Here is a 13,792-nt window from a genome sequence, read left to right on the forward strand (position 1 = left end):
GTCCGACAAAGCGACTCATATCCGGCCGATCCGCCGGAAGGAAACGGCTCGGCCGTGACGGCCCTCGTGATCGCCGTGCGACCCGACTCCGCTCGGGTCCGCGGAAAGTTACTTGCTGGTTACCTGTGCGTTAACTGGGCAAATCCCGATAACCGGGTTGCAATCGTGCGCACGCATACCGGCGCACTGCGGTGCGGTGAATTCAACCCAGTATTGTTTTGCCCGCCCCTGAAACAACTCCTCCGATCACTAGGTTGGATGCGTGAGCGCACAGGATCTGCCACAGGAACTTCGACGAGCTTTGTCGACGGTCGCGCGCGAGCCACGGCTCTTGGTCGCGTCGGACTACGACGGGACATTGGCCCCGATCGTGTCCGACCCGACCAAGGCGTATCCGCACCGAGAATCGGTGAGCGCGCTACGCGCTCTCGCCGGACTCACCGGGACGACGGCGGCCGTGATCTCCGGCCGCGCGCTGCGTGATCTCGCGGCACTCTCCCGGCTTCCGGTCGAGGTGCAACTGATCGGTAGCCACGGTTCGGAGTTCGACGTCGGCTTCGTGCACGCGATCGACAACGACGCCAAACAGCTGCTCCAGGAAGTGCAGAACTCCCTGTCGCAGATCGCCGCGGGCAATCCGGGCGTCACCGTCGAGATCAAGCCGGCCAGCATCGCGCTGCACGTGCGCAACGCCAGCCCCGAGATCGGCCGCAGGGCGCTGACCACGGTGCGCCAGGGTCCGGCCTGCTGGGTCGGCGTACAGGTCACCGAGGGCAAGGCCGTCATCGAGCTGGCCGTCGTCCCCACCGACAAGGGCAACGCGCTCGACACCATCCGCCACCAAGAGGGCGCGACCGCCGCGGTGTTCTTCGGCGACGACGTCACCGACGAGAAGGCCTTCCGCGTGCTCTCCGGCCCGGACGTCGGCATCAAGGTCGGCGAGGGCGACAGCATGGCCAAGTACCGGGTGGCCAGCACGGAGGCGGTCGCGTGCGCGCTGGCCTTCCTGCTGGAGGAACGGCGCACCTGGCTGGCAGGCGCGAGCGCGCCGCGCATCGAGCGACTGACCATGCTGTCCAGCCCGCGCTCGTTGGCGCTGCTCACCCCCGATGCCACGGTCACCTGGTTCTGCCACCCGGAGCCGGATTCCGCCGCGGTGTTCGCGCACCTGCTCGGCGGACCGCAGGCGGGCCACTTCACCGTCGCGCCGGAGCGGCCGGGGCTGCCGCTCTCGCAGCGCTACGTGGACGGCACCATGACCGTCGAAACCCGTTGGGCCAGTTTGCAAGTCGTCGACTACTTGCCGCACGACGTGACGCCGAACCGTACCGATCTGACCCGGGTGATCTCGGGCGTGGCCAAGGCGGTCGTCACCTTCGCGCCGCGGCCGGAATTCGGCCAGGTGCCGGTGTCGCTCGAACCCGATCCGGCGGGCCTGCGGGTGCGCGGTACCAACGACCCGATGGTGCTGCGCTCCCCCGGTGTCCGGTGGGAGATCGAGAGCGACGGAACGCACGATGTCGCACGCGCCGTGGTCGACCCGGCGAACGGCCCGATCGTGCTGGAACTGCGCTGCGGCACACATGATCTCGCGCCCGCGATGACCGGCGAGCCGGAACGCCGCAGGGAGGCGCAGCGGTATTGGTCGGAGTGGTCGAGCGCGCTGGAGCTGCCGCCGCTGAAGCCGGATCTGATGAAGCGCTCCGCACTCACCCTGCGCGGGCTGGTGCACGCGCCGTCCGGCTCGATCCTCGCCGCGGCCACCACCTCGCTACCCGAGGACATCGGCGGCATCCGCAACTGGGACTACCGCTACTGCTGGCTGCGCGACGCCGCGCTCACCGCGCAGGCGCTGGTCAACCTCGGCTCGCTCGCCGAGGCCGAGCAGTTCCTCGGCTGGGTGCACCGCGTGCTGGAGACGCTGCCCGGACCCGAGCGGCTGCACCCGCTGTACACCATCTACGGCGAGACGCTGCCGCCCGAGGCCGTCATCGACCAGCTCCCCGGGTACGCCGGGTCGCGCCCGGTGCGCGTCGGCAACGCCGCGAACATGCAGGTGCAGCTGGACGTCTTCGGACCGATCGTCGACCTGATCGCGACGCTGGCGCACGCACGCGAGCGCAAGGGCGTCACCGATCCGGCCAAGGCGCTGCCGGACGCCGACTGGGAACTGGTGCACGCCATGGTCTCGGCGGTGCAGCGTCGCTGGACCGAGCCCGACCACGGCATCTGGGAGATCCGCGGCAACCCGCGCCACCACGTGTACTCGAAGGTGATGGGCTGGCTGACGGCCGACCGGGCGCTGACGCTGGCGCAGAAGTTCGACCGGCAGGTCGAGCCGGAGTGGATCGAGCTGCGCGACACCATCGCCGAGGAGGTCAAGACCAAGGGCTGGAACGACGAGGTCCAGTCGTTCACCGCGGCCTACGACGGCACCGACCTGGACGCGGCCACCCTGCACATCGGCCTGAGCGGGCTGATCGATCCCTCCGACCCACGCTTCGCCGCGACGGTCGTGGCCACCGAGGCCGAGCTGCGCAGCGGGTCGACCGTGTACCGCTACCACCACGACGACGGCCTGCCGGGCGGAGAAGGTGGATTCCACCTGTGCGCGGCCTGGCTGGTCGAGGCGTACCTGCTGATCGGCAAGCGTTCGGACGCCGAGGCGCTGTTCGCCCAGCTGGTCGACGTGGCGGGACCGACCGGGCTGCTCAGCGAGGAGTACGACCCGGTGGCCGAGCGGTCGCTGGGCAACCACCCGCAGGCCTACAGCCACCTCGGTCTGCTGCGCTGCGCGCAGCTGCTGGCACAGCCCGTGGAGGTGCTCGTCTAGAGGTCACGGACCGGCCGTCGAGGCCCGCGGACCATCCGGTTCGCGGGCCTCGGCGTTTCCCGGGGCGGCTTTCGGCAGCGATGTGGCGGTGGCCGGGCGGTGGCCGGGTTGCACGGGGCTGATAAAGTCAAACGGTAACGATTTCCATTATGTTCTGGAGCACTCATCCTGCTCTGTTCGTATCGCCAGGAGTGCTTCCGCGTGAGTAGCCGAATTGCCTCGAAGTTCGCCGGCATCGCCGTGGGGGTGGCGACCGCCCTCGCGCTGACCGCCTGCGGCAGCTCCGATGACTCGGGCAAACCGCAGGTCGTCGCCTCGACCGATGTGTGGGGCGATATCGCCGCCACCGTCGCCGGTCCCGACGCGACCGTCACCTCGATCATCACCGACCCCGCCGCCGACCCGCACTCGCACGAGACCTCGGCGGTCGAGTCGGCGAAGATCAGCGACGCCGACCTGATCGTCTACAACGGCGGCGGCTACGACGAATTCATCGAGAAGGCCATCTCCGGCAAGGGCAAGCGGGCCGTCGACGCCTTCGAGTCCCGCGCCGACAAGAGCGACGAGAACGAGCACGTCTGGTACGACGTGGCCACCGTCGGCACGGTCGCCGACATGATCGCGGGCGCGCTCGGCGAGATCGACTCCGCGCACGCCGCCGACTACACCGCCCGTGCCGCCGCCTTCAAGTCGCAGCTGGGCGGGATCACCGCGGCCACCGGCGCGCTCGCCGCCCAGCACCCGAAGACGCCGGTGTTGCAGACCGAACCGCTCGCCTACTACCTGCTGCGCGCCGCCGGCGCGGAGGACCGCACCCCGCACGAGTTCCAGGAGGCGATCGAGCAGGAGACCGATCCCGCGCCCGCGGCCGTCGCGGAAACCCGGGATCTGCTCACCGGCAAGCAGGTTCGCGCGCTCGTCTACAACGTGCAGACCCAGGACAAGATCACCCGCGACCTGCGCGAGCTGGCCGTGACGAACGGCGTCGCCGTCGTCGAGGTGACCGAAACCCTCCCCGAGGGAATGGATTACATTCAGTGGCAGACCAAGAACACCGAAGCGCTGGCCGAAGCGCTGGGCTGATCGACGAGCAGCTGATCGAGATGTCCACGAGCAAGGGAGCCGCGCTGACCGAGCACACCGCACCGGTGCGTCCGCGGCTCGTCGACACCGACGGGACGGCGGCCGTCCGCCTCGACGACGCCCGGCTGTCGTTCGGCGACCGCACCCTCTGGCAAGGGCTCGATCTCGAGGTGGCTCCCGGCGAGTTCATCGCCGTGCTCGGCCCCAACGGCTCCGGCAAGACCTCGCTGCTCAAGGTGCTCCTCGGCCAGCTCGCCCTCGGCTCCGGCCGGGCGTTCGTCGCCGGATCGCCTGCGCGCGCGGGCAATCCCGATATCGGCTATGTGCCGCAACAGAAGACGATCGACGCGGGCGTGCAGCTGCGCGGCGTCGACCTGGTCGGCCTCGGCGTCGACGGGCACCGCTGGGGCCTCGGCCTGCGCGGGCGGGCCGAACGCAAACGCAAGGTGGACGCCGCCATCGCGGCCGTCGGCGCGGAGAAGTTCGCGAACGCGCCACTGGAATCCATGTCGGGCGGCGAGCAGCAGCGCCTGCGCGTGGCGCAAGCACTGGTCGGCGACCCGAAGGTGCTGCTCTGTGACGAACCGCTGCTCAGCCTCGACCTGGCCAACCAGCGACTGGTCGCCGAGCTCATCGACCGGCGCAGGCGCAGCCACGACACCGCGGTGCTCTTCGTGACCCACGAGATCAATCCGATTCTGCCGCTGGTGGACCGGGTGCTGTACCTGGTGGACGGCCAGTTCCGGATCGGCGCGCCCGACGAGGTGATGACCTCCGAGGTGCTCTCCGAGCTGTACCAGACCGAGGTCGACGTGCTGCGGGTGCGCGGGCGGCTGGTGGTGGTCGGCACCGGTGACACCATGGACGCCCTCGGCGCGGCAGGCGCGCAGCACTGCCACGCCGAACCCGATACGAGAGGGGTTCGGGCATGAGCGAACGCAGTGAGCGAATCATGTGCCAGCGCGCCTCGCGCATGCTGGAGCCGAGCGTCAGCGAGGCGAAGGCATGAGCGAACGCAGTGAGCGAATCATGTGCCAGCGCGCCTCGCGCATGCTGGAGCCGAGCGTCAGCGAGGCGAAGGCATGAGCGAACGCAGTGAGCGAATCATGTGCCAGCGCGCCTCGGGCATGCCGGAGCCGAGCTTCAGCGAGGTTCGGGCATGACCGGCAAACTCGCCGATGTCTTCTCGAAGATGTTCGACCTGTCCACCACGGTCGATCTGCTCTCCTACGACTTCGTCCAGCAGGCGGTGCTGGCGGCGGCCCTGCTCGGGCTGCTCGCCGGGGCGATCGGTCCGCTGATCATCAGCAGGCAGATGTCGTTCGCGGTGCACGGCACCAGCGAGCTGTCGCTCACCGGCGCGGCCGCGGCGCTGCTCGCCGGGATCGGAGTCGGGCTCGGGGCGATCATCGGGTCGGTGGTGGCCGCCGTGCTGTTCGGCGTGCTCGGGACCCGTGCGCGGGAACGCGATTCGGTGATCGCGGTGGTGCTCTCGTTCGGGCTCGGGCTCTCCGTGCTGTTCCTCTGGCTCGGGCCGGAGCGCGCCGGATCCAAGTTCTCGCTGCTGACCGGTCAGGTGGTCAGCGTCGGATACAGCGGTCTCGCGCTGCTCATCACCTGCACGGTGCTGGTGCTCGGCGTGCTCGCGGTGATCTACCGGCCGCTGCTGTTCGCCAGCTCGGATCCGGAAGTCGCGGTGGCGCGCGGTGTGCCGGTGCGTGCCCTCGCGGTGATCTTCGCCGTGCTGCTCGGCATCACCGCGGCCTTCGGCGTCCAGATCGTCGGCGCGCTGCTCGTGCTCGCGCTGCTCATCACCCCCGCAGCGGCCGCCGCCCAGCTCACCGCCAACCCGGCCCGCGCGACGATCCTGGCGATCGTCTTCGCCGAACTCGCCGCGGTCGGCGGCATCCTGCTGTCCCTGGCCCCCGGCGTTCCGGTGTCGACCTTCGTCACGGCGATCTCGTTCTCGATCTACGTGGTCTGCCGGGTGATCGGCAACCGCCGCCGCCAGCTGGCGCGATTTCGCTGAATCGGTGCCGATCGGTCGGGTAGGCCGCCGATCGTGCACAGCACGTCGTATACGGCTTGATGCGACACCGCATCTGGTTCGACGGCCCCAGTCGGCGATCGGATTTGAGCCGATTTGTCACCGACCGGGGTCGCTGGCACGCTGTGAGGTGCCGACGGCATCCGAGCGGCGTGGGGGATGGCGATGACCACGGAGATGAACGCAGAAGCGCGCGCGGAGCGGGCCGAACTGGCAGACCTGTTGGCGAGCCTCTCCGACAACCAGTGGCAGGCGCCAAGCCTCTGTTCGCAGTGGCGGGTGCGCGACGTGGCGGCGCACGTGATCGGCTACGGCGAGCTGACGCCGATGAGGTTTGCCTGCCGCCGCGCCCGCGGCTGGTCGCTGGCTCGGATCAATGCGGCCGATGTCGCGAGATACCTCGACGCGAGCCCAGAGCAGTTGGTCGAGCTGATCCGCGCTCGGCAGCAACCAGTCGGCCTGACCGCCTGGTTCGGCGGGCGGGTCGCTCTTGCCGAGGCGATGATTCATCACCAGGACATTCGGCGGCCCTTGGGACTGGCGCGAACAATCCCGCCGGTTCGACTGCGCGCGGCACTCGACTTCGTCCGCTTCGCACCGCTGATCCGGGGTGCGTGGCTGGTGCGTGGACTGCGACTGGTCGCCACCGACATCGACTGGACCTTCGGCGCCGGGCCGGAGGTACGCGGCACCGGTGAGGCGCTGCTCATGGCGATGGCAGCGCGGCCCTCGGCCCTCGATGATCTGACCGGTCCCGGACATACGCGACTCGTGCGGCGCGTCTGAGTCCCCGGACAGGTCGACCGCCTCGTCGTGCCGCGCTGAGCTGCGGCCCGACATACCGTCAGCGGCGGCGCGCCTCATGGCGATTGCGCTCATCATGTCGTTTGGGCAATGCGGCCGTGGACGTTACAACGCCGGTAATGGGCGGGGCGTGGGTCACTGGTCGGTGAGGCCTACCGCAGTGCGGAGGCGGGCTAGGGCTTCGGCCCTCGGTAGGGTCGCGCCATGATGGAAGGCGGCTTTGTAGGTTTCCTGACCTAGTCGGTCGGTGAGGGAGTTCGCCAAGGTGGTGAGGCGGGGTTCGCCCGCGTCGAAGTCGCCGCGGAGGGACGCGCTGAGGCCGAGGGCTTCCGCGGCGTCCTCGGGGGCGTTCTCGAGTGTGCGCAGTTCGGCGAGCAGTTCGGCGACGTGGGCGGTGTTGGCGGCGTCGGCCCAGGCGAACAGGCCCGCGGCAGCGCGGGGAAAGAGCGCGCGGGCCGCGGTCGCATCGCCCTCGGCGAGACGGTTGGCCAGGCGGGCGGCGGTGACGAGATCGGCGGCCATGGCGTCCGGGAGGCCGAGCCGGTCGGCGATCGCCGCGAGCTCGTCGATCGTGCGGTCGGCGGCGGGCACGTCGCCCGCGCGACGGTGCCATTCGGCGAGCGCGAAGAGGGTCTCCGCGGCGCTGCGCCGGTGGCCTCGCTCGGTGGCCTGCCGTCGCATCGCCTCGATATCGCGCAGCGCGCCGTCCAGGTCGCCCGCGCGCATGCGTTCGGCGGTGAGCCGGGCGCGGCAGTGGAACAGATCGTCTTGGCCGCCGAGTTCGCTGCTGACCGCGACGCCCTTCTCGAAGACCGCGATGGCGTCGTCGTGTTCGCCGCGCAGCGAGTGATCGCGGCCGACAGCCAGCAGCGCCATACCGAGCCCCCAGCGATCGCCCACCGCCGCGAACCCGCGCAGCGCCGCGGCACGGTCTTCGGTCCCCGCACGCCGATCGCCCTGTTCTGTCCACACGTGATCCCGGGCCCAGTGCGCGCAGGACCGCACCCACGGGTCCGGCGCGGCCAGCGCCCGATCGAGCACGCGTGCGCCGAGGTCGTCGGCGCCCGCCGACGCGGCGAGCAGCGGAACCCAGAGCAACAGGGCCGGGTGGAAGTCGAGCGCGCCCGCCACCTCGCCGTCCTCGATCAACGTCCGCACCGCGACGCTTTCCGTGATCGGCGCGCCCGCGAGCAACTGGATCAGCCGCAGTGCGGCCCGCTCGCGCTCGGGCAGCGCGTCGTCGAGGCGCAGTACGGCGGCGAGGAAGGTCTCGAACTGGGTGCCCATGCCGCGGATGCCCCAGTACCAGAACAACGCGCCGACGAAACGCGATGCGCGCAGGCCGTCACCGTTGTGGAGCGTGGATCGCAGTGCGGCTACCAGATTTTCGTGTTCCGCGTCGAGAATCGCCATGGCGCGCAGCTGGTCTCGGGTGCGCAGCGACGGCTCGTGCCGCTCGGCCAGCGCCAGGTAGTGTTCGGCGAAGCGATCGGCGAGGTCGTCACCGGTCTCCTCCAGCCGGTCGGCCGCGTAGGCGCGGATGGTCGCGAGCATGCGATAGCGCGGCTCGGGGTCGCCGGAGACCGTGAGGACGGACTTCTCCACCAGCGCGTCGGCCACATACAGCACGTCCTCGCCGGGCAGGGTCGCATCGGCGCAGATCTCCTCCAATGCCTCCAGCTTCGCGCCGCCGGGAAACAGCGAGAGTCTGCGCGCCAGTGTCCGTTCCGGCTCGGTGAGCAGGTCCCAGCTCCAAGCCACCAGGGCGAGCAGCGTGCGCTGGCGCGGTTGTGCGGTGCGGCTGCCCGAGGTCAGCAGCCGGAAGCGATCGTCGAGTCTGCGCGCGATCTGCTCGACGCTCATCGAACGCAGCTTGGCCGCCGCGAGCTCGAGCGCCAGCGGCAGGCCATCGAGCTGACGGCAGATGTCCACTACCGGCCCGGCCGTCTCGGCGTCCAAGACGAAATCGGGGCGGGCCGCGATCGCCCTGTCCAGGAACAGCCGCACCGCGGCGGCATCGGCGACACCGGCGAGTTCGACTGCCTCGCCGGGCAATTCGAGCGGACCGAGCTGGTACAGCGCCTCGCCGGCGATGGCGAGCGGCTCACGGCTGGTCGCGAGAATCCGCAGCTGCGGAAGCCTTTCGAGGAGGCCGTCGGCCAGTTCCGCGGCGGACTCGATCAGATGCTCGCAGTTGTCGAGCACCAGCACCGCGGGACCGACGTCGAGCAGTTCGGCGATACGGTCGGGTCCGGTGAGCGGCTGCGTCGGCCGGTTGTCGGACACCCGCAGGTCCCAGGAACCCAGCGCGCCGAGCACGGTGTCGGTCAGCTGTTCCGGGGTACTCACGCCGGCCAGCGGGACGAACCAGACCCGGCCGCGTTCGTGAGCCCGGTGCCGGGTGACCGTTTCGACCGCCACCCGGGTCTTGCCCGCCCCGCCGGGGCCGACCAGCGTGACGAGACGTCCCGCGTCGAGCAACTCGGCGACCCGCGCCAGCTCGCGTTCCCGTCCGACGAAATTGGTGAGCGGCAACGGAATTCGGTTCACCGTCGGCTCCGGTCGCGGCGCGGGGCGATCAAGCTCGCCGCGCAGCAGGGCCAGGTGGACCTCCCGCAGTTCGGCGGACGGATCGACGCCGAGTTCGTCGCCGAGCCGCTCGCGAATCTGTTCGTAGACGGCCAGTGCGTCGGACTGGCGGCCCGCGGCCGAGAGCGCGCGCATGCGCAGCCCGGCCAGTCGCTCGGCGAGCGGGCGTTCGGCGGCGGCCGCTTCCAGGTCGGCGAGGACGTCGGCGTGCCTGCCGAGTCGGATCTCGATGTCGTAATTGTCCTCGGCGACGGTGGATTTCAGCTCTTCCAGCCGCGCGACCGCGAGATCGGCGAACGGGGCGTCGCGCACATCGGCGAGCGCGGGCCCCCGCCAGAGCGCGAGCGCGTCGGCCAGCGTGGCTCCCGCCGCCGCCACCTTGCCCGCCGCCAGGTCGCGGCGGCCGTCGGCGGCGATGGACTCGAAGCGGTGCGCGTCCACATCCTCGGGGCGCACCGACAGCCGGTAGCCGCCGGGACCGAGTTCGAGTGTGCCCGCGCCGCGTAAGGCCTTGCGCAGCCGGGAAACCAATGCCTGCAACGCACCGGCCGCTTCGGCGGGCGGCTGCTCGCCCCACAGCCCGTCGACGAGCGCGTCCACCGAGACCGGCCGTCCCGCCTCCAGCGCCAGCCTGGCCAGCAGCATTCGCAGCCGCACACCACCGAGATCGAGAGGCGACCCGTCGTCGGCGAAGGCGGCGATCGGACCGAGCAGAGCAACACGCACGGCGTCCAGCCTGTCAGAAATGTCCGGGGCTGGATGACACACACCTTCCGAACGCCTCACACAGGCGGTGCCTATGCAAGGCGTGTGCATGGTGTGCGACAACGTCAGCGGTGAGGTGGTCGGGGATTGACCGTGCGCTGCCGGCGCATTGCAACCCGCTACGGCGACGCCGGCCACCACGGTGGCCGACTGTGGTGGCGGAGGGAGCTGGCTTGGTGGGCGGAGGCGGAGGCTGGGGTCCTGGATGCGACGAAACCCGGTCCCGCGCAATGCGGAACCGGGCTTCGGGTCGAGGTGCGTCAGGCGGCGATCAGAGCGACGAGGACCAGGATCGAGCCGCCGAAGACGATCGCGTGGCGGGCGTTCTGCAGCCACGGCATCACCCAGCGCGGGAAGGCGTTCTCGGCGGCCGCGAGGAAGCGGCGGGCGTCGATGCGGGCGAGTTCCGGGTCGCCGGTTTTGGCGAAGGCGTGCTCGATGCTCTTGGCGGCGGTCAGGTTGCTGTAGAGGATGACGATGTTGACGATCACCACGAGCACCTGGCAGATCCAGGTCAGCGTCTGGCCCCACGGGACGGCGGCCAGGTTCAGTCCGGCCAGCGCGACCATGACCAGCGCGATGGACAACGGCGCCCAGGTCTCGTGGCCGCCCGCGTCGAAGCGCATGCCGTGTTCGGCGAGCACGCCGGGCCGGACGCCCTGGCGGTTCAGTTCCGCCTCGGCGGCGGCCTTCGCGGCGGCGCCGTAGCGGTGGCGCACCAGGGGGATGCTCACGAAGGCGGCGGCGATCAGCAGTTGGGCGATGGCGGCGACGGTCAGCATGGTGGTTCTCCTCATCCGGTTCTTCGGTCCTGCGGGGCGGGGCCGGTGGGGCCCGCGCTCTCGATGAACCAAAGATGCGCGGCCCGGCTGACAGGCCGCCGACATCGCGCCGACAGGGCTTGTCAGTGCAGGTAGACGGGTCGCGACGCGCTATCGAACCTCTGTGATGGCAGCCGCCTTCAGTCAACGGCGGCGGGTTTCGTATGCTCGGACTCACCCGCCGCCGAACGAATGGTGACCAACGATGATCGACTTTTCGATTCCCGCCGAACTCGCCGCCGAACGCGACCGCGTCCGCCAGTTCGTGATCGACAAAATCGTCCCGTTCGAGCGCGATCCGCGCCTGACCGCGCACGGGCCCACCGACGAACTCCGCCAGGAGCTGGTGGAACTCGCCCGCGCGGAGAAGCTGCTGACGGTGCAGGCCCCCGAGGCGCTCGGCGGGCGCGGCCTGAGCCACGTCGAACAGGCCGTCATCTACGAGGCGGCGGGCTGGTCCACCCTCGGCCCGATCGCGATGAACTGCGCGGCGCCCGACGAGGGCAACATGTTCCTGCTGTCCAAGGTCGCGAATCAGGAGCAGATCGACCGCTACCTGATGCCGGTGATCAACGGACACCAGCGCTCGGTCTTCGCGATGACCGAACCCGAGGGCGCGGGCTCCGACCCGGCGCAGCTGGCCACCGAGGCCGTTTTCGACGGCGAGAACTTCACCGTCAACGGCCGCAAATGGCTGATCACCGGCGCCAACGGCGCCAAGACCTGGATCATCATGGCCCGCCTCGCCGCCAACCCGCACCTGCCCGAAGGGCCCACGCTGTTCCTCACCGACGGCGACCAGCCCGGCATCGTCATCGAGCGCACGATGAACACGATGGACCGCAACTACGTCGCGGGGCACGGCGTCGTCCGGTTCGACAACCTGGTGCTGCCCAAGTCGGCGCTGCTCGGCGAGGCCGGGCAGGCGCTGCGCTACGCCCAGCTGCGGCTGGCACCGGCCCGGCTCACGCACTGCATGCGCTGGCTCGGCGCGGCCGAACGGGCACAGAGCATCGCGATCCAGCACGCCAAGACCCGCACCGCGTTCGGCAAGCCGATCGGCGAACACGAGGGTGTGTCGTTCATGTTGGCGGACAACGAGATCGCGCTGCACCAGTGCCGCCTGACCATCTGGCACGCCTGCTGGCTCATGGACCAGGGCGAGAAGGCGCGGCACGAGAGCTCGATCGCGAAGTCCTACGTCTCCGAGGAACTGTTCAAGGTCGCCGACCGCTGCGTGCAGGTGCTCGGCGGCATCGGCATCAGCGACGAGACGGTGGTCGAAATGATCTTCCGCGACATGCGCGCCTTCCGCCTCTACGACGGACCCACCGAAGTCCACAAGTACGCGATCGGCCGCAAGATCCTGCGCTGACACTCCACTGGTAGCGCGGCACGCCCAAGGACCCAACGCTGTGTCCTCCGCGCTCCCCAACCATCGCGAGGGCGAGTCTGACGAGCCCGTTCGCGGCCGTCTCGCTTCCCAGCGGCCGAGATGCATGCGCCGCAGGCGCGAATCTCGGCTGCTGGGACGCGAGACACAAGGGGCCGCGAACCCGCGCGCGCCAGCGCGCCAACAGCACAGTGCCAGCGCGCCGACAACACACCCGTTACCATCCTGTGGCATGAGTTCGGAATTGCTCGTCGATGTCTCTTCGGGCATCGCCGTCCTCACGCTCAACCGGCCCGCCCAGCAGAATGCCTTCACTCCGGCCATGGCCGCTGAGCTCGGTGCGGCGCTGCAACGCTGCGACAGCGAGGATGCGATCCGAGCGGTCGTGATCACCGGGACGCCGCCCGCGTTCTGCGCGGGCGCGGATCTATCGAATCGGGTGGGCGAGGTCAGCGCCACCATCGAGCCTGCGCCGTGGCGGGTGCGCAAGCCCGTGATCGCCGCGGTCAACGGGCACGCGGTCGGCATCGGGCTGGCACTGGCGCTGCAATGCGATCTGCGGTACATGGCGCGCGACGCGGTATACGGGCTGAACCAGGTGCGCCGCGGTGTGCTCGCCGACGGCTACGCGCACTGGACCCTGCCCAGGCTGGTCGGCATGGCCAATGCCGCCGACATCATGCTGACGGGCCGCACCTTCGACGGTGACGAGGCCAAGGCGATGGGCCTGGCCAACGCGTGCCTCGCGGGCAGCGAGGTGCTGGATACCGCGCTGTCGGTGGCGCACGATCTGGTCAACGGTTCGGCGCCGCTGCCCGTGGCGTTGTCCAAGCGCCTGCTCTGGGAGGGCCTCGGGATGAGCCCTGCCATGGTCGGTCAGCTCGAGTCGGAACTCAACGCCCACGTCGGCAAGAGCGTCGACGGCGGAGAGGCGATGGCCGCGTTCCGCGACCGAAGGCAGCCCAACTGGACCGGGAGCATCAGTTCCGAATGGCCCACCTGGGACAGCAGCGCCGACGCCGAGCGGCCGATCCTCGACTGAGCTGGGGCCGTGACGGACTACATCCGGCAGTCGCTAAGCGTTGCCGCCCAGCGTGATCAGTAGGAACGCGATCGCCATCAGGACCATCAGCACGGTGCCGACGACGCCGAGGATGTAGCCGACCAACACCTGGGCGCGGCCGCCGATCGCGCCGCCGGACTGCTCGATCTGGTCGAGGGCGCGCTTGCCCAACGCCCACGCCACCGGGCCGAGCGCCCCGCAGCACAGGATGCTTGCCGCGCCGAGAAACAACACGGCCGTGGCATTCGGATGCTCGACCGGCGAACCGATGGGCTGGTTGGGTATCACCACTCGCCGAATTCTACGGGGCTCCCAGGGATCTCCGCGTATTTTGCGGATCGCGCAAGGCACGGGGCGTTTCGCCGCGGCCTGGAAGTGGGCCATCCGGCGCGGT

At 70.0% G+C, this 13,792-nt stretch carries 10 protein-coding genes; 7 read left to right on the top strand and 3 right to left on the bottom strand.

Annotation, left to right across the window (positions count from 1 at the left end; translation table 11 throughout):
- The first annotated feature begins 262 nt into the window (after window positions 1–262).
- The 5 genes from otsB (at window position 263) to AC3ERS_RS13650 (ending at window position 6,749) form a co-directional block, all read left to right on the top strand.
- Window positions 263–2,833, top strand: coding sequence for a trehalose-phosphatase (otsB, locus tag AC3ERS_RS13630; protein WP_431967220.1), 2,571 nt, complete (start codon window positions 263–265; stop codon window positions 2,831–2,833).
- A 201-nt stretch (window positions 2,834–3,034) separates the two neighbouring features.
- Window positions 3,035–3,916: a metal ABC transporter solute-binding protein, Zn/Mn family gene (locus AC3ERS_RS13635; protein ID WP_431967222.1), complete on the top strand. Its 882-nt coding sequence runs from the start codon at window positions 3,035–3,037 to the stop codon at window positions 3,914–3,916.
- Window positions 3,917–3,936: 20 nt separating this feature from the next.
- Window positions 3,937–4,848: a metal ABC transporter ATP-binding protein gene (locus AC3ERS_RS13640; protein ID WP_431967224.1), complete on the top strand. Its 912-nt coding sequence runs from the start codon at window positions 3,937–3,939 to the stop codon at window positions 4,846–4,848.
- 227 nt (window positions 4,849–5,075) lie between these two features.
- Window positions 5,076–5,945, top strand: coding sequence for a metal ABC transporter permease (locus AC3ERS_RS13645; RefSeq protein WP_431967226.1), 870 nt, complete (start codon window positions 5,076–5,078; stop codon window positions 5,943–5,945).
- A 183-nt stretch (window positions 5,946–6,128) separates the two neighbouring features.
- Window positions 6,129–6,749 carry a maleylpyruvate isomerase family mycothiol-dependent enzyme gene (locus AC3ERS_RS13650; protein WP_431967228.1) on the top strand — a complete coding sequence of 207 codons (621 nt, stop codon included), beginning with the start codon at window positions 6,129–6,131 and terminating at the stop codon, window positions 6,747–6,749.
- 153 nt (window positions 6,750–6,902) lie between these two features.
- Here the strand turns inward: AC3ERS_RS13650 and AC3ERS_RS13655 are convergent, their stop codons facing one another.
- Window positions 6,903–10,082: an AfsR/SARP family transcriptional regulator gene (locus tag AC3ERS_RS13655; RefSeq protein WP_431967230.1), complete on the bottom strand. Its 3,180-nt coding sequence runs from the start codon at window positions 10,080–10,082 to the stop codon at window positions 6,903–6,905.
- Between the two features lie 299 nt (window positions 10,083–10,381).
- Window positions 10,382–10,918 carry a hypothetical protein gene (locus tag AC3ERS_RS13660; RefSeq protein ID WP_488186843.1) on the bottom strand — a complete coding sequence of 179 codons (537 nt, stop codon included), beginning with the start codon at window positions 10,916–10,918 and terminating at the stop codon, window positions 10,382–10,384.
- Window positions 10,919–11,147: 229 nt separating this feature from the next.
- On the opposite strand from AC3ERS_RS13660, the gene AC3ERS_RS13665 reads away from it, so the two are divergent.
- Window positions 11,148–12,317, top strand: a complete 1,170-nt coding sequence (locus AC3ERS_RS13665; RefSeq protein WP_431967234.1) for an acyl-CoA dehydrogenase family protein — start codon at window positions 11,148–11,150, stop codon at window positions 12,315–12,317.
- A gap of 250 nt (window positions 12,318–12,567) precedes the next feature.
- Window positions 12,568–13,377 carry an enoyl-CoA hydratase/isomerase family protein gene (locus AC3ERS_RS13670; RefSeq protein WP_431967236.1) on the top strand — a complete coding sequence of 270 codons (810 nt, stop codon included), beginning with the start codon at window positions 12,568–12,570 and terminating at the stop codon, window positions 13,375–13,377.
- A 33-nt stretch (window positions 13,378–13,410) separates the two neighbouring features.
- On the opposite strand, the gene AC3ERS_RS13675 is transcribed toward AC3ERS_RS13670, so the two are convergent.
- The gene (locus AC3ERS_RS13675; RefSeq protein WP_431967238.1) at window positions 13,411–13,689 is read right to left on the bottom strand and encodes a DUF4190 domain-containing protein; all 279 of its coding nucleotides are present in this window, start codon (window positions 13,687–13,689) and stop codon (window positions 13,411–13,413) included.
- Window positions 13,690–13,792 lie beyond the last annotated feature (103 nt).

The sequence above is a fragment of the Nocardia sp. bgisy134 genome, from assembly GCF_057708325.1.

What these genes read in the sequence shown, in the direction of transcription:
- AC3ERS_RS13640 (WP_431967224.1), top strand. Translation starts at nt 3,937, where the DNA reads ATGTCCACGAGCAAGGGAGCCGCGCTGACCGAGCACACCGCACCGGTG.
- AC3ERS_RS13645 (WP_431967226.1), top strand. Translation starts at nt 5,076, where the DNA reads ATGACCGGCAAACTCGCCGATGTCTTCTCGAAGATGTTCGACCTGTCC.
- AC3ERS_RS13650 (WP_431967228.1), top strand. Translation starts at nt 6,129, where the DNA reads ATGACCACGGAGATGAACGCAGAAGCGCGCGCGGAGCGGGCCGAACTG.
- AC3ERS_RS13660 (WP_488186843.1), bottom strand. Translation starts at nt 10,918, where the DNA reads ATGAGGAGAACCACCATGCTGACCGTCGCCGCCATCGCCCAACTGCTG.
- AC3ERS_RS13665 (WP_431967234.1), top strand. Translation starts at nt 11,148, where the DNA reads ATGATCGACTTTTCGATTCCCGCCGAACTCGCCGCCGAACGCGACCGC.
- AC3ERS_RS13670 (WP_431967236.1), top strand. Translation starts at nt 12,568, where the DNA reads ATGAGTTCGGAATTGCTCGTCGATGTCTCTTCGGGCATCGCCGTCCTC.